At 60.0% G+C, this 15681-nt stretch carries 13 protein-coding genes; 1 reads left to right on the top strand and 12 read right to left on the bottom strand.

Features of this window, described 5'->3' with window-relative positions; all coding sequences use genetic code 11:
- Nucleotides 1-79 precede the first annotated feature (79 nt).
- From ftsA to ACQZ5F_RS02440, 3 genes are read right to left on the bottom strand one after another with little or no spacing between them, the layout of a single operon-like run.
- Complete coding sequence (ftsA, locus tag ACQZ5F_RS02450) at nt 80-1411, bottom strand: cell division protein FtsA (protein ID WP_003522206.1); 1332 nt, start codon at nt 1409-1411, stop codon at nt 80-82.
- A complete protein-coding gene (locus tag ACQZ5F_RS02445; RefSeq protein WP_052760216.1) occupies nt 1408-2340 on the bottom strand; it encodes a cell division protein FtsQ/DivIB in 933 nt (310 codons plus the stop codon). The genes ftsA and ACQZ5F_RS02445 overlap by 4 nt, the downstream gene beginning before the upstream one ends.
- Complete coding sequence (locus ACQZ5F_RS02440; protein ID WP_046798069.1) at nt 2328-3254, bottom strand: D-alanine--D-alanine ligase; 927 nt, start codon at nt 3252-3254, stop codon at nt 2328-2330. Before ACQZ5F_RS02440 ends, ACQZ5F_RS02445 begins: the two co-directional genes overlap by 13 nt.
- Nucleotides 3255-3797: 543 nt before the next feature.
- Between ACQZ5F_RS02440 and ACQZ5F_RS02435 the strand changes: the two genes are divergently transcribed.
- Nucleotides 3798-5102, top strand: coding sequence for an MFS transporter (locus tag ACQZ5F_RS02435; RefSeq protein ID WP_046798068.1), 1305 nt, complete (start codon nt 3798-3800; stop codon nt 5100-5102).
- 167 nt (nt 5103-5269) lie between these two features.
- On the opposite strand, the gene ACQZ5F_RS02430 is transcribed toward ACQZ5F_RS02435, so the two are convergent.
- The 9 genes from ACQZ5F_RS02430 to ACQZ5F_RS02390 are packed head-to-tail and all read right to left on the bottom strand — an operon-like array spanning nt 5270 to nt 15644.
- The gene (locus ACQZ5F_RS02430; protein ID WP_225339128.1) at nt 5270-5533 is read right to left on the bottom strand and encodes a hypothetical protein; all 264 of its coding nucleotides are present in this window, start codon (nt 5531-5533) and stop codon (nt 5270-5272) included.
- A gap of 6 nt (nt 5534-5539) precedes the next feature.
- Nucleotides 5540-6505, bottom strand: a complete 966-nt coding sequence (murB, locus tag ACQZ5F_RS02425) for a UDP-N-acetylmuramate dehydrogenase (protein ID WP_225339127.1) — start codon at nt 6503-6505, stop codon at nt 5540-5542.
- On the bottom strand, nt 6502-7917 hold the full coding sequence (gene murC / locus ACQZ5F_RS02420; protein WP_052818011.1) for a UDP-N-acetylmuramate--L-alanine ligase: 1416 nt from the start codon (nt 7915-7917) through the stop codon (nt 6502-6504). The genes murB and murC overlap by 4 nt, the downstream gene beginning before the upstream one ends.
- Complete coding sequence (murG, locus tag ACQZ5F_RS02415) at nt 7914-9050, bottom strand: undecaprenyldiphospho-muramoylpentapeptide beta-N-acetylglucosaminyltransferase (protein WP_225339126.1); 1137 nt, start codon at nt 9048-9050, stop codon at nt 7914-7916. The genes murC and murG overlap by 4 nt, the downstream gene beginning before the upstream one ends.
- A 6-nt stretch (nt 9051-9056) precedes the next feature.
- A complete protein-coding gene (gene ftsW, locus ACQZ5F_RS02410; protein WP_046798063.1) occupies nt 9057-10211 on the bottom strand; it encodes a putative lipid II flippase FtsW in 1155 nt (384 codons plus the stop codon).
- Between the two features lie 5 nt (nt 10212-10216).
- On the bottom strand, nt 10217-11626 hold the full coding sequence (gene murD / locus ACQZ5F_RS02405; RefSeq protein WP_225339125.1) for a UDP-N-acetylmuramoyl-L-alanine--D-glutamate ligase: 1410 nt from the start codon (nt 11624-11626) through the stop codon (nt 10217-10219).
- Nucleotides 11627-11629: 3 nt separating this feature from the next.
- On the bottom strand, nt 11630-12730 hold the full coding sequence (gene mraY / locus ACQZ5F_RS02400; protein WP_046798061.1) for a phospho-N-acetylmuramoyl-pentapeptide-transferase: 1101 nt from the start codon (nt 12728-12730) through the stop codon (nt 11630-11632).
- A gap of 23 nt (nt 12731-12753) precedes the next feature.
- On the bottom strand, nt 12754-14187 hold the full coding sequence (locus ACQZ5F_RS02395; protein WP_046798060.1) for a UDP-N-acetylmuramoylalanyl-D-glutamyl-2,6-diaminopimelate--D-alanyl-D-alanine ligase: 1434 nt from the start codon (nt 14185-14187) through the stop codon (nt 12754-12756).
- Entirely contained in the window at nt 14184-15644 is a 1461-nt protein-coding gene (locus tag ACQZ5F_RS02390) for a UDP-N-acetylmuramoyl-L-alanyl-D-glutamate--2,6-diaminopimelate ligase (RefSeq protein ID WP_225339124.1), read from the bottom strand. Before ACQZ5F_RS02390 ends, ACQZ5F_RS02395 begins: the two co-directional genes overlap by 4 nt.
- Nucleotides 15645-15681 lie beyond the last annotated feature (37 nt).

Below are 15681 nucleotides of genomic sequence, written 5' to 3'. Positions count from 1 at the left end.
CTTTCTCTGGCCGCATCGCCCCGCTGGCCGATTCTTGAAAACTCAACTCTGAAACCTCCGGCTTACGCCACGAGGCCACTCAAAAACTCTCTTTCAGCCATTGCCCCACCCGGGCTATCCGGCCGCTACCCGTACCAAACGGCGAGAACATTCCGCCTTGCGCCGCATGAATTTCGATGTCCGCCACCTGCGGATAGATCATCAGTCCGCAGGCGGTTGAAAATGCCGGTCCCTTTGCCGCTACCGGAAGACCGGCCACGCCCATGGGGCGACCGATGCGAACGTTGCGGGCGAGAATGCGCCGTGCCGTTTCCGGCAGCCCCGTCAGCTGGCTCGCGCCGCCGGTCAGGACAACGCGCTTGCCGACGATGGGGCTGAAGCCGGACTTCTGGATGCGATCACGGATCAATTCCAGCGTCTCTTCGATACGCGCCCGCACGATGCGGGTTACAAGTGCTCTTGAAACTTGCGATGGTTGATCGCGATCATCTTCGCCAATCGGCGGGATCGAAATCATGTCGCGCTCATCCGCGCCATTCAGCAAAGCCGAACCATGCACCACCTTCAGTCTCTCCGCATCTTCGATTCGTGTCGAGAGGCCACGTGCAAGATCTGTGGTGACGTGATGGCCGCCAAGGCCGATCGCATCGGTGTGAATGAGCCGGCCTTCGGCGAAAACCGAGATTGTCGTGGTGCCGCCGCCCATGTCGATGGCCGCACAGCCGAGTTCGACTTCGTCATCCACCAGCGCCGCAAGACCGCTGGCATAGGGCGTCGCCACCATGCCTTCGACCGAAAGATGCGCGCGATTGACGCAAAGCTCGAGGTTCTTCAGCGCCGTGCGTTCGACTGTCACCACATGCATGTCGACGCCAAGAAGGTCGCCATACATGGAGAGCGGATCGCGAATGCCGCGCTCGCCGTCCAGCGAATAGCCCGTCGGCAGCGAATGCAGGATCGCCCGGTCCTGGCGCATGGACTGCTGGCTTGCCGCCACCAGAACCTTGCGCAGGTCGCTTGCTTCCACTTCCTGTCCGCCAAGATCGATGCTCGCGGTATAGATATCGCTCGCCAGCCGTCCTGCCGAAACATTGACGATCAGGCTGTCGACGGTAAGCCCCGCCATGCGTTCGGCCGCATCGACCGAAAGACGGATGACGCCTTCCAGCGCGTCGAGATCGGCGATCACGCCTGACTTCACGCCGCGCGAACGCTGATGGCCGATGCCGATGATTTCGACCTTGTGGGTGCGACCGGGTAGGATTTCGCTCTCCTGGCGCGGCGTCAGCCGGCCGATCATGCATACGACCTTGGTCGAGCCGATATCCAGCACCGAGACGATGTGGCTACGCTTGGAGGAAAGCGGCTTCAGGCGAGGCAGGCCGAAATGGGAAGAACCGAATAAGCTCATGTGTTCTTCTCCGCCTTCTTGAGAGCCTTGGTGCGCGCATCGACGGCGGCCTGACGGCGCTCTGTCGCCCCTTCGGTCAGCTGGATCGTGGTGCGGTCCGCGAGCCTGAGATCGACCGCGGCGACATCGCGCGACAGAACCTTTTCCTCGAGATCGAGCCGCGCCAGCAGTTGCAGCGCCTGCGGCAGGTTTTCTTCCGGCAGCTTGACCACGATGCCGTTATCGAGATGCAGATCCCAGCGACGGCCGGCAATGCGGACATAGGCACGGACACGGTTGCGGATTTCCGGCCAGTCGGCCAGCTGCCCGACAAAACCGGCAGCACCGGTCTCCGCATCACGTCCGACAAACAGCGGCAACTCGGCGAATTTATTGTCACGCAGCGGAGCAATCACGCTGCCGCTTTTTTCGATCAGCGACAGTTCCGTTCCGTGCTGCCAGATGCCGAAGGCTTCACGCTCCTTCAGGCGAACCTCGACGGTCTTGGGATAGACCTTGCGGATATCGACATCTTCCACCCAGGGAAGCTGCACGAGCTTACGGCGCGCCGCATCGATATCGAGCGCGATGAGCGAGGTGCTGCCATCGAGGCCGAGAAGCTGGAAGACTTCGATTTCCGACGTCTGGCGATTGCCGGAGACCTTCACGTCTTCAACCGCAAAGCCCGCAGCCGATGTCGTGGTCTGGGTGACGATGTTGGTGTGGCCGCCGAGCGACATGCCGTAAAGCCCGGTCACCGCGTAAAAAGCGATGGCCGAAATCGTACCCGTATGGGCGGGAATGTGAATGCGTCCGGTCGCAAGGCTGACACCGAAACGCACGAAGCGACGCAGCGGACGCGGCAGCACCCTGCGATCGTCGGCACTGGCCGCCGCCGCATATTGCTCGCGCTTTTTTGCCGTCGACTTTTTGCCGGTCACCGCAAACACGAAGCGTCCTCCACCATCCAGCTGACAAGGTTACCAAAGGAGCGGCCAGCATGGGCCGCCATTTCCGGCACCAGGGAGGTCGGCGTCATGCCCGGCTGTGTATTCACTTCAAGCCAGATAACTTCGCCATCTTCTGAGAAGCGGTCGTCGTAACGAAAGTCTGAACGGCTTACGCCACGGCACCCGATCGCCCGATGCGCCATAACCGCCAGTGTTTGAATTTTTTGGTAAATTTTCGGTGAAATTTCTGCGGGAATGACATGTTTCGAGCCACCAGCCGCATATTTCGCATCATAATCATAAAAATTGTGACCGAGCGGCACCACTTCCGTGACGCCAAGCGCCTCGCCATCGAGCACGCCGCAGGTCAGTTCGCGGCCATGAATATAACGTTCGACCATGACCTGATCGCCGTAGCGCCATTCCGACGAGGTGAGGATTTGCGGCGGATGCGACTGGTCTTCCTTGACGATCACGACGCCGAAGCTCGAACCTTCACGCACCGGCTTCACCACATAGGGCGGCGCGAGCGGGTGTTCGCTGGTGAAATCGAAGCGGTTCATGACGCGCTCGGCAGCAACCGGAATGCCGGCGGCGGCAGCAACCTTCTTGGCCTGCGCCTTGTCCATGGCGAGCGCGGAAGCCAGCACGCCGGAATGGGTATAGGGAATGGCCAGATATTCGAGAATGCCCTGAATGGTGCCATCTTCACCGAAGGGGCCATGCAGCGCATTGAAGGCAACGTCCGGGCGCAGTTCCGCGAGAACGGCAGCGACATCGCGCCCTACATCGACCCGGGTGACCTTGTAGCCCTCGCCTTCCAGCGCAAGCGCGCAAGCGTTGCCCGACGAGAGGCTGACCGGCCGCTCCGACGAAAACCCACCCAAAAGAACAGCTACGTGCTTGCCGCCCATCGAACCCTCTGACACCAACTCTCCGTTACGAACCACGCCCAAACCGACCGAATTTGACGGACGGTGATTCTGGCACATGACCCTTGAGATCAGTTAAACGCCATTAAGGTTAATGAATCGTTTACTTTCGTTAACCACCGCGCCCAACATGCCGAGTTCCATTAAAGAATCAGCATCGATCCGGATTCCCTCCTTGGAATCAGAGAGTTGCATGGATTGCAACATGCAGGTTTTCAATGATCGGAAATAAAGCCCCGACAACGCGCCTGCCGCTCCCCGCTGAAAGCAAGGCCGAAACGTTAACGAACGGCGCTTTTCCCCAGTGAAAATTATCTGACGTTTCAGCGTTTTAAATCCGCGGCCTGAATCAGTCTCTCAATCACGGAATCGCATCCGGAGGCCGCCCATCAGACCCGTTGCTTTCAAAGATCACATTATTTGCATTATTTCTTTTTTAGCATTCCATAAGAACAAAAATTGCGTTAACGCAGTCCCTGCCTCCCAAGGCATGACATTCCAATCATCTGAAATGGAACCCAAACCATGACTGACGCGATATCTCCGGTATCGTCGACAGCTGGCAATTCGAACGTTGTAAAGACAAATTCGCCTGCACGAGTTCTCACTGCCAGCCTGGTCGGCACGACCATCGAGTTTTTCGATTTTTACGTTTACGCCACGGCCGCAGTGCTCGTGTTCCCGGCATTGTTCTTCCCGAACAACGATCCGATGACGGCACTTCTGGCGTCCTTCGCCACCTTCTCCATCGCCTTTTTCGCCCGCCCGCTCGGCGCTGTCGTCTTCGGCCACTATGGTGACCGCGTCGGCCGCAAGACAACTCTCGTTGCCGCCCTTCTGACCATGGGTGTTTCAACGGTCGTGATCGGCCTCCTGCCCTCCTATGAAACCGCCGGCGTTCTTGCGCCGCTGCTGCTCGCGCTTTGCCGTTTCGGCCAGGGCTTCGGCCTTGGCGGCGAATGGGGCGGCGCGGTCCTGCTCGCCACGGAAAACGCACCTCCGGGCAAGCGCAGCTGGTACGGCATGTTCCCGCAGCTTGGCGCACCCGTCGGCCTGTTCCTCTCCTCCGGTGTGTTCTGGATTCTCCTGCACTTCATGTCGCAGGAAGCGCTCTTAAGCTGGGGCTGGCGCATTCCCTTCGTCGCCTCGATCATCCTGATCGCAGTCGGCATGTGGGTTCGCCTGTCGATCACCGAAACGCCCGACTTCCAGAAAGCCATTGAAAAGGAAGAACGTGTGGCCGTGCCGGTCGCGGAACTGTTCCGCAACCACAAGCGCAGCCTCGTGCTGGGCACCTTCGTGGCTCTGGCCACCTTCGTGCTGTTCTACATCGGCACCGCCTATCTGCTCTCCTACAACGTCAAGGTTCTGAAAATCCCGTTCCTCGACGCGCTGGAAGTGCAGATCCTCGGCTCCATAGTTTTCGGCATCTTCATCCCGATCGCCGGCAAGCTCGCGGAGAAATTCGGCCGTCGCGAAATCCTGATCCTGACGACAGTGCTGATCGGCCTGTTCTCCTTCCTGCTGCCCAGCCTGATGACCGGCAGCGAAGGTTCGATCTTCGTCTTCGCAGCTCTGGCCATGACGCTGATGGGCATGACCTATGGCCTGATCGGAACGGCGCTCGCCGCCCCCTTCCCGACCCGCGTGCGCTACACCGGCTCGTCCATCACCTTCAACATGGCCGGCATCTTCGGCGCATCGCTGGCGCCCTATATCGCCACATGGCTGCAGGTGAATTACGGCATGGGTTACGTCGGTTATTACCTCTGCGTCTCCGCCATCATCACGCTTGCCTGCATTCTTCTGTCCCGCAAGGACGAAGTCTGAGCCGCATAAATGCTGACAGCAAAAAAGCCCGCGAAACTGTCGTTTCGCGGGCTTTTATTTGGGTGTCTATCAGCGCCCCGGATGTTTGTAGTGGTCGTAAACCAACCAGCACAAGCCTATCGCCGAGACTAGCCAGGGAAACACGTACCAGATGAATATCTGCGAGGTCATAGTCTTAGGCCTCCAAGCACACGTCTTGCTATCAAATGTAGTATAACAGCCCCTAAAATCCAACCTGTCATGACGACGATACTGAAAACACTCGCCGACGCCGGCGTCAACGACAATGCCTGACCGACAACGCCGAGGGCAATAAAGGCCGTAGACAACCGATCCAGCGCATTGGCCATGAGCTTGCGGCGCTCGTTGGAAGCAATGTCCAGCCGACGCCGCTCCCGCTCGTCTTCAACCGTTGCGCCTTCACCGGCCATTCATTCTCAAGCCCCCAGGAAAGGCTCCACTTCCCGACCCGGCATGAACAGGCCAAGGCGCTTGATTTCCCATTCCAGCCGAATGCCCGACTTTTCGAATACCCGCCTGCGGATGGTCTCGCCGAGATATTCCAGATCGTAGCCGGTCGCATGGCCGGTATTTATCATGAAATTGCAATGCAGCGATGACATCTGCGCGCCGCCGATGACCAGACCGCGGCCACCCGTCTCGTCGATCAACTCCCAGGCCGAATGACCTTCGGGATTCTTGAAGGTCGAACCACCCGTCTGCTCGCGGATCGGCTGCACGGTTTCGCGGTGATGGCGCACGGCGTCCATATCGGCGCGGATTTTCGCCTTGTCTTCCGGATAACCTTCAAACAGCGCACCGGTGAAGATCAGGCCGACATCGGCGCCGGAATGGCGGTAGCTATAGCCCATATCGGCATTGGAAAGCACATGCTGGTTACCCTGCCGGTCGACCGCATAGACTTCCACGACGCGATCGCGCGTCTCGCCGCCATTGGCGCCGGCATTCATGCGCAGCGCGCCACCGATGGAACCGGGAATGCCGTAAAAGAAATGGAACCCACCGATACCGTTATCCATGGCCATGGCGGCAATATGCTTGTCCGGGCAGATCGCGCCAGCCTTGATACGGTTCTCGCCGGCAAGCTCCACCTGGCCGAAACCCTTGGCGGACAGACGGACGACGACGCCCGGAATGCCGCCATCGCGCACCAGAAGGTTCGAGCCGACGCCGACCACGGTCAACGGCACGTCTTCCGGCAGAATTTTCAGGAAGGCAATAAGATCATCAGTGTCGTGCGGCTGGAACATGACTTCCGCCAAACCGCCGGCTCTGAACCACGTCACGCGGTCCATGGGCGCATCCGGTGTCAGACGTCCCCGCAATTCCTTTACCCCGTCGCCGAGCCTCCCCAGCAATTTTACCCCATCGACCTGTCTCATTCAGACTTTCCTGATATGCTCTTCAATTCCGAAGGCAGCACCGCTGCCCATTGCGTGATATTCCCAGCCCCCAAGAGAACCACGAAATCACCCGGTTTCGCAATGGCTGCAACCTGCGACGCAAGGTCCTCCCGCTTTTCGAGAAAACGGGCGTCGCGGTGGCCGGCAGCCTTGATGGCCGACACCAGCGCTTCCGAACTTGCGCCTTCGATCGGATCTTCGCCCGCGGCATAGACCGGAGCAAGAATAATCGTGTCAGCATCGTTAAAGCAATGCGCGAAATCGTCAAACAGGCTGGAAAGACGGCTATAGCGGTGCGGCTGGTGCACGGCGATGATGCGCCCCTTGCAGGCCTCCCGCGCCGCGGCCAGCACAGCCTTGATTTCAACCGGATGATGACCGTAATCGTCGAAGACCTGCACGCCATTGGCTTCGCCTGTCAACGTGAAGCGGCGTTTGACGCCGGCAAAGGAGGCAAGCCCCTTCTTGATGTCGGCTTCCGAAATACCGAGACGATTGGCGACGGCAATCGCCGCAGTCGCATTCGACACATTGTGGCGGCCGGGCATCGGCAGAACGAGATCCGTGAAGGAAAATATCTTGCCGGTGCGGCGACGACGGATTTCCACATCGAAGATGGACCGCGTGCCGTCGATGCGCACATTCGAAAATCGCACATCCGCCTGCGGGTTTTCGCCATAGGTAATGACCTTGCGGTCCTCGATCCGGCCAACGAGCGCCTGAACCTCGGGATGGTCGAGACACATGACGCCGAAGCCGTAGAACGGCACGTTTTCAACGAACTGCCGGAATGCGGCGCGCACGGCATCGAAATTGCCGTAATGATCCAGATGTTCGGGATCGATATTTGTAATGACGGCCACGTCGGCCGGAAGCTTCAGGAAAGTACCGTCGGATTCGTCGGCCTCCACCACCATCCACTCGCCCTCACCCATGCGGGCATTGGTGCCATAGGCATTGATGATGCCGCCATTGATGACGGTCGGATCGAGATTGCCGGCTTCCAGCAGGGTCGCAACCATGGAGGTGGTCGTGGTTTTGCCATGGGTGCCGCCGATGGCGATGGCATTGCGGAAGCGCATCAGCTCGGCCAGCATTTCGGCGCGGCGAACGATCGGCAGGTGCTTCTCCCGCGCCGAGATCAATTCCGGATTATTCTTCTTGATGGCGGTGGAAACAACCACAACTTCTGCATCACCGAGATTATCGGCGGTATGGCCGACAAAAACCTCGATGCCCTTGTCGCGCAGACGCTGCACATTGGCGCTATCGGACTGGTCGGATCCCTGAACGCGATGGCCGAGATTGTGAAGCACTTCGGCAATGCCGCTCATGCCGATCCCGCCTATGCCGATGAAATGGACAAGGCCTATGGCTTTCGGCATCTTCATGCCCCAACTCCTTCATTATTCTTTTTAAATTCCTGTACGGACCGGCCTTCGGCAATCGCCTCCACCAGATTGGCCAGCACTTCCGCCGCATGCGGTTTCCCGGTTGCCTTGGCCGCCGCTGCCGTTGAGGAAAGACGATCCGGTTCCGAAAGCGCCGACGACAGCAGGCCGGAGAGTTTCTGCGGCGACAGTTCCGACTGCTTGATGACGCTTGCACCGCCGGCGGCCGAAAGTGCGGCCGCATTGGCCGCCTGATCGTGGTCGAGCGCATGCGGATAGGGCACAAGGATCGACGGACGACCGATCACGGAAAGCTCCGACACCGTCGAAGCGCCAGAGCGGCTGATAACGAGATCGGCCTCAGCGATGCGCGAAGCCATGTCACCGAAGAAGGGTGAAACGTCAGCCTTCACACCAAGCTTCTGGTAGGAGGCTATCACGCTGTCCTTGTCTTCGGGCCGGGCCTGCTGGGTCACGACGACGCGCTTGCGCTGCTCGTCCTTCATCAGGCAGATCGCTGCCGGAACGGCGCTCGAAAAGAACTGCGCACCCTGGCTACCGCCGAAAACCACAAGCTGGAAAGGCTCCCCCGTCTGCGATGGCGTATAGGGAATTTCAGAGGCCGCCAGCACCGCCGGGCGCACCGGATTGCCGGTCGCCACCGTCTTGTCGGAATATTGGCCATTGGCAGGCGGCAGGAAACCGCCGGCGATTGCCTTCACCCGCGCTGCCAGCGCCTTGTTGGCGCGGCCCATCACCGCATTCTGCTCATGAATGATTGAGGGAACGCCAAGCCCGGTCGATGCCAGAAGCGGCGGCACGGTGGGATACCCGCCGAAGCCGACAACCGCGACCGGCTTCAGTTTCGTAACCAGCCGACGCGCCGCACGAAGACCTACCCACAGCTTCCAGAGCGAACGCACCACGGAAATCGGGTTTTTCGAGCCGATGGTGGCCGACGGCACCACATGAATTTCATCCGCCGGAAACTTGCCGGCATAACGCTCGGCGCGGCTGTCGGTGACGAGATGCACCTGATAACCGCGCGCAGTCAGCGTATGCGCCAAGGCCTCTGCCGGAAACACATGGCCGCCGGTTCCACCGGCGGCAAGAAGAACAATACCCTTGCTCATGATCGTTTACTCCGCGGGAACGCCGGAACCGACGCGGAAGAAACTCCGCTCCTGCGCCCGCTTTTCGGGTCTGTGGCGTGTCAGCGCCAGAAGGAAGCCGGCGGTCACGCAGATCGCCATCATCGACGAACCGCCATAGGAAATCAAAGGCAGCGTCATGCCCTTGGCGGGCATCAGCTCCAGATTGACGCCGATATTAATCATCGACTGCATGCCGATCTGCAGCACGAGACCGGCGACGGCAAAACGGCAGAAATCGTCCTTTTCCTTGAAGGCGTGCGACAGGCCGCGCAGCACGATGAAGGCGAAGATGGCCACCAGGAACATGCAGAAGATGATGCCGAATTCTTCCGCCGCCACCGAGAAGATGAAGTCGGTATGGCTGTCGGGAATGATGCGCTTGACGATGCCCTCGCCCGGTCCGCGCCCGAACCAGTCGCCGCGAATGATCGCCTCACGCGCCGTATCCACCTGGAACGTATCGCCTTCGCCGGTCCAGAAACGGTCGATACGGCCGGCCACGTGCGGCAGCATCAGATAGGCGGAGATGATGCCGCCGACACCGACACCGCCGAGCATGATGATCCAGAACCACGGCACGCCCGCCATGAAGAACATGCCGCCCCAGACCACCGAGGTCAGGATCGTCTGGCCGAAGTCCGGCTGGGCGATCAGAAGTGCCGCCACGATGCCGAAAGTGATGATGGCGAATAGATTGCCGGGAATTTCCGGGTGACGCGCCCGTTCGGCGAACAGCCAGGCGCAGACGATCACAAAGGCCGGCTTCATGAATTCCGACGGCTGGATCGAGAAGGTGCCGATGGAAATCCAGCGCCGTGCACCCTTGACCTCGATACCGAAGAACAGCGCGAAGATCATCATCAGCAGCGAAGCGATCAGCATGATGACCGCCACACGCCGCACCTGACGGGGCGACAGGAAAGACAGGCCGACCATGATCGCCAGAGACGGCACCATGAACATCGCCTGGCGTTCGACGAAGAAGAAGCTGTTGAGGCCGATACGCTCGGCAACCGCAGGCGACGCCGCAAAGGACAGCATCAGGCCGATGCCCATCAGCGCGACAAACGCCGCCAGAAAGAAACGGTCGATAGTCCAGAACCATTCCGCAACCGGACCGCGATCAACTCGGCTTACCATGGCCTTCAGCCCCCTTTTCCAGAGTGAACGAGCATCGTCATGCCGTCGAGCGCCGCAACCTGTGCGACGAACGAATCACCTCTGATCTCAAAGTTCTTATATTGATCGAAGCTTGCGCAAGCCGGGGATAACATAACGACATTGCCGGCCGTTGCATCTTTCTCCGCATCTGCCGCCGCATGCTGCACAGCCTTGTCCAGCGTGCCGGATATTTCGTATGGCACCGCCTCGCCGAGTGTCGCGGCAAACTCCGCCGCCGCTTCACCGATCAGATAGGCTTTGGCGATGCGCGAAAACAGCGGCGACAGGCTGGTTATACCACCCGCTTTGGGCAGACCGCCGGCGATCCAGTAGATGCGGTCGAAACTCGAAAGCGCCGGTGCAGCAGCATCCGCATTGGTCGCCTTGCTGTCATTGACGAAGGTGACGTTGCCACGCTGTCCAACCGGCTGCATGCGATGCTTGAGGCCCGGGAAAGATTTGAGACCGGCGCGCACTTCGTCTTCGGAAACGCCGACCGCAAGGCAGGCGGCGATTGCCGCCGCAGCGTTCTGCGCATTGTGGCTGCCGCGAAGGGTCTGGATACCGTCGAGATCGACCAGCAGCGACGACGTGCCGCCATGTGCCCGCAGGATGCGGCTGCCTTCGGCATAAAGACCTTCGGAAACGACGTTGCGCTTGGAAATACGCTCGACCTTCACGCCAGCGCGTTCGATACGGTCGGCAATCAGCGTCGAATGGCTGTCATCCACACCGACGATCGCAGTGTTGCTACCCGCCACCAGCCGTTCCTTGACGTCGGCATAATGCTGCATCGTCCCGTGCCGGTCGAGATGGTCGGGCGTCAGATTGAGCAGGATACCGGCGGTCGGATTGATCGTAGGCGCGAGATCGATCTGATAGGACGAGCATTCAACGACATAGAAACGCTGCGCTTTCGGCGGATCAAGGCTCAGCACCGCCGTGCCGATATTACCGCCAAGCTGCGTATCGCGGCCGGATGCCTTCAGAATATGGGCGATCAGCGCCGTCGTCGTGGACTTGCCGTTGGTGCCGGTAATCGCGATGAAGGGGCAATCCGGCGCATGGGCGCGGCGCTCGCGAATGAAAAGCTCGATATCGCCGATGATCTCAACGCCCGCTGCTTTCGCAAGGTCCACCGACCAGTGCGGCTTTGGGTGCGTCAACGGCACGCCGGGCGCCAGCACGAAGGAAGAAAACGAGGGCCAGTCTATCGTTCGAAGGTCCGCCGTCGTGATGCCTTCGGCCTGCGCCTTCGCAACGCTGTCGGGATTGTCGTCGAAAGCGACGACTTCCGCACCACCGGCAACCAGCGCCCGGGCCGTGACGAGACCTGAACCGCCAAGCCCGAAGAGAGCGATTTTCCTACCTTTGAACGACGTGACCGGGATCATCGCTCACCTCAGCTTCAGGGTGGCGAGGCCGAGCAGCGCGAGGCCAACGGAGATGATCCAGAAACGGATAACCACCTGGCTTTCCGTCCAGCCCTTTTTCTCGAAATGGTGGTGGATCGGCGCCATCAGGAAAACGCGCCGGCCGGTGCGCTTGAACCAGAACACCTGAATGATGACCGACAGCGTCTCCATGACGAACAGGCCACCGACGATGACCATGACGATCTCATGCTTGGTGGCGACGGCGATGGAGCCGATGAGGCCGCCGAGCGCCAGCGAACCCGTGTCGCCCATGAAGATGGCGGCGGGCGGCGCGTTGAACCACAGGAAACCGAGGCCCGCGCCGATGACCGCACCGACGATGACGGCGAGTTCACCGGTGCCGGGAACGAAATTGATCTGCAGGTAGTTGGCGAAAACCGCGTTGCCGGCGAGATAGGCAATCACGCCGAAGGTGGCGGCAGCGATCATCACAGGCACGATGGCGAGACCATCGAGGCCATCCGTCAGGTTCACCGCATTGCCGGCACCGACGATTACAAAAGCACCGAACAGCACAAAGAAATAACTCAGATTGATCACGAATTCCTTGAAGAAAGGAAAGGCGATGGAGCTGCCGAGCGTGCCGCCATGCGGCGCGGAAGCAAGCGCCATCTTCATCATGAAGAACACGGCAATCGCCGCGATCACAAATTCGATGCCGAGACGGGCCTTGCCGGAAAAGCCCTTGTCGCTCTGCTTCGTCACTTTGAGATAATCGTCGTAGAAGCCGATTGCGCCGAAACCGAGCGTCACCATCAAAACGGCGACGACATAGACATTCGACAGGTCACCCCAGAGCAGCGAACCGCCGAGAATACCCGCAAGGATCATCAGCCCGCCCATGGTCGGGGTACCGGCCTTCTTGAAATGGGTCTGCGGCCCGTCGGCGCGGATCGGCTGGCCTTTGCCCTGGCGAACGCGCAGCGAGTTGATGATTGCCGGTCCGAACAGGAAGACGATCAACGCAGAGGTGAACATTGCGGCACCCGCCCGGAAGGTGATGTACCGGAAGAGGTTGAAGACTTGAACTTTATCCGACAGTTCGACGAGCCAGATCAGCATATTTGCCCTTTCAAAAGGCTATTTCAGACTTGGCGTTCCGTCTCGGGGAATGCCGGATACTTGTCAAGCAGGGCGGCGACAATCTTGCCGAAACCAAGCCCCAGTGACGATTTTACCATGAGCGCGTCTCCCGGTTGCACCCATTGCAGGGCGAAATCGGTGAGTTCCACTGTTGTCGGGAACCAGATGACGGTGACGCTGTCCGGCAACGCATCGCGAAGAGCGGCCATCGCCTCTCCCGCCAGCCAGACATGTTCGATACCCGCCGCAAGCAACGGCCCGGCCAGCTCCTCATGCAGCTGCGCGGAAAACTCACCCATTTCCAGCATGTCGCCGAGAACTGCAACGCGTCGGCCGTGGCCCTGCGTTTCAGTTTCCGCCAGCACGGCAATCGCTGCCCGCATGGAGGCCGGATTGGCATTGTAGCTCTCGTCGATCAACAGGAAGGAGCCGCCGTCGATTGTCAGGCGGTGGCGCTGGCCACGCCCTTTCACCGCCTCGAGTGTTCCAAGCGCCTCAAAAGCCCGGTCGAGATTGGCGCCGGTCACGGCAACAGCACCAAGCACGGCCATGGCATTATCGGCAATGTGACGACCGGGAACGTTCAGGTGCAATTCGCTGGTCTCGCCGTTCACGATCGCCCAGATGGTTGAACCCGAAGGCGTGCTTTCGAAATCGGCAAGCCGGAAATCGGCTTTTGCATGCTGCCCGAAGGTCAGAACATGCTCGATGCCCTGTTCCTGCGCGACCTCTTCAAGCTGCTCGAACTGGGCATTGTCGCGGTTGAGGATGACGGAGCCGCCCTCCTCCAGACCTTCGAATATCTCCGCCTTGGCGGCTGCGATTTCTTCTATGTTCTTGAAATTGCCGAGATGGGCAGCAGCGATGGTGGTGATGATCGCCACATGCGGGCGCACCATCTTCACCAGCGGGCGGATTTCGCCGGAATGGTTCATGCCGATTTCGAACACGCCGAATTCGGTATCAGCGGGCATGCGCGCCAGCGTCAGCGGCACACCCCAATGATTGTTGAAGGAAGCGACCGCCGCGTGAACCCGGCCCGACGGCTCCAGAGCCTGCCGAAGCATCTCCTTCGTCGTCGTCTTGCCGACCGAACCGGTCACCGCGATGATGCGCGCCGACGTTCTTTCACGTGCTGCAATTGCGAGCTTGCCGAGTGCGGCGAGAACATCCTCCACCACGATCATCGGCACGGTCAGCCGGCCGAGCGCTGGCAGCTTGCCTTCGGCCACGACCAGAAGGCCGGCACCATTTGCAACGGCAAAGCTGGTATAATCATGGCCATCGACCCGATCACCCTTGATGGCGAAGAAGGCCTCTCCGGGTTTAACGGTCCGGCTGTCGATGGAAATGCCGGTGATTCCGGTCGGCAGGTTGCCCACCGGGCGTCCTGCCGTGATGGCGATCATATCGGCGACTGTCCATAACCAGCTCAAATCTTCAATCCTTCCAGCGCAGCGCGCACCTGTTCATGATCGGAAAACGGCAGTGTCACTGAACCGACGATCTGCCCCTCTTCATGCCCCTTGCCCGCGACGATCAGCGTATCGCCGTTTGAAAGCAGCGACACCGCATGGTGGATCGCCTGCGACCTGTCGCCGATTTCCACAGCACCCGGCGCCGCCGCCATGACTTCGGAACGGATCGTTGCGGCATCCTCCGAGCGCGGATTGTCATCGGTGACGATGACGATATCGGAAAGCCGCGTTGCCACTTCACCCATGATCGGGCGTTTGCCCTTGTCGCGGTCGCCGCCACAGCCAAAGACGGTGATGATGCGGCCTGAAGTGAAAGGTCTGACCGAGGTCAGTACATTCTCCAGCGCATCCGGCTTATGGGCATAATCCACATAGGCAAGCGCGCCGTTCTTCGTCTGGCCCACGAGTTCCAGACGACCGGCAGCGCCGATCAGCTTTTCAAGCGCCTTCATCGCTACAGTGGCGGAAACGCCGGTGGACATGGCAAGGCCGGCCGCCACGAGAGCGTTGGCCACCTGAAAATCGCCGGCGAGCGGAATATCGACTTCGTAAATCACGCCGTCATGATGCACTTCGATCATCTGTTTATGACGGAAATGCTCCACCCGTTTCAGCGTCAGGTAATCGCCCTTGCGGCCGACAGTGCGAATATCAAGGCCCGCATCACCAGCGGCGCGGATCGCCTGCTGCGACCAGGGATCGTCGGCAAAGATCACCGCCGGCGCACCTTTTTCCATCAACGTGTCGAACAGCCGCATCTTCGCGGCCATATAGTCCTCAACGGTCGGATGATAATCCATGTGATCGCGGCCGAGATTTGTGAAACCGGCCGCTGCAAGCTTCACGCCATCGAGGCGGCGCTGGTCGAGGCCGTGGCTCGAAGCCTCCATCGCAGCGTGCGTTACGCCTTCGGAGGCAAGCTCGGCCAGAAGTGCATGCAATGTCACAGGGTCGGGCGTCGTCAGCGCGCCATAATCCTCGCGGCCGGGCGCAATGACACCCGTCGTGCCAATCTGTGCGGCGGCATGGCCGGCAAAGGCCCAGATCTGCCGCACGAAAGAGGCGACCGAGGTCTTTCCAGCCGTGCCGGTGACCGCAACCATGGTTTCAGGCTGTTTTCCGTAGAACCGGGCTGCGGCAAGGGAGAGATAGAGGCGCGGGTCCGTAACGGCCAGCACCGGCACGTCAGCTTGCGCCGCATGTGCAGAAACGACGGCAACCGCACCCTTGGCAACCGCGTCCTTCACATAGGCCGCACCATCCGCCTTCGTGCCCGCAACCGCCACGAACAGGCTGCCGGGCTGAACCTTGCGGCTGTCTGCCGTTATTCCCCCGATTTCGATCGCCCCGATCTCAGACAGGAGCAATTCTTTCAATTCCGGAAACGCGTTTCCGGATATATCTCGCAAATTCATCGACTGTGTCCGTCTTGTCCCCCCGGCGCGAATCGCC

The sequence above is a fragment of the Agrobacterium sp. 22-210-1 genome (assembly GCF_053522525.1).
Note: the sequence above shows the minus strand (reverse complement) of the source record. Positions and strands in the feature narration are given on the sequence as shown.

What these genes read in the sequence shown, in the direction of transcription:
- ftsA (WP_003522206.1), bottom strand. Translation starts at nt 1,411, where the DNA reads ATGAGCTTATTCGGTTCTTCCCATTTCGGCCTGCCTCGCCTGAAGCCG.
- ACQZ5F_RS02440 (WP_046798069.1), bottom strand. Translation starts at nt 3,254, where the DNA reads ATGGGCGGCAAGCACGTAGCTGTTCTTTTGGGTGGGTTTTCGTCGGAG.
- ACQZ5F_RS02435 (WP_046798068.1), top strand. Translation starts at nt 3,798, where the DNA reads ATGACTGACGCGATATCTCCGGTATCGTCGACAGCTGGCAATTCGAAC.
- ACQZ5F_RS02430 (WP_225339128.1), bottom strand. Translation starts at nt 5,533, where the DNA reads ATGGCCGGTGAAGGCGCAACGGTTGAAGACGAGCGGGAGCGGCGTCGG.
- murB (WP_225339127.1), bottom strand. Translation starts at nt 6,505, where the DNA reads ATGAGACAGGTCGATGGGGTAAAATTGCTGGGGAGGCTCGGCGACGGG.
- murC (WP_052818011.1), bottom strand. Translation starts at nt 7,917, where the DNA reads ATGAAGATGCCGAAAGCCATAGGCCTTGTCCATTTCATCGGCATAGGC.
- murG (WP_225339126.1), bottom strand. Translation starts at nt 9,050, where the DNA reads ATGAGCAAGGGTATTGTTCTTCTTGCCGCCGGTGGAACCGGCGGCCAT.
- ftsW (WP_046798063.1), bottom strand. Translation starts at nt 10,211, where the DNA reads ATGGTAAGCCGAGTTGATCGCGGTCCGGTTGCGGAATGGTTCTGGACT.
- murD (WP_225339125.1), bottom strand. Translation starts at nt 11,626, where the DNA reads ATGATCCCGGTCACGTCGTTCAAAGGTAGGAAAATCGCTCTCTTCGGG.
- mraY (WP_046798061.1), bottom strand. Translation starts at nt 12,730, where the DNA reads ATGCTGATCTGGCTCGTCGAACTGTCGGATAAAGTTCAAGTCTTCAAC.
- ACQZ5F_RS02390 (WP_225339124.1), bottom strand. Translation starts at nt 15,644, where the DNA reads ATGAATTTGCGAGATATATCCGGAAACGCGTTTCCGGAATTGAAAGAA.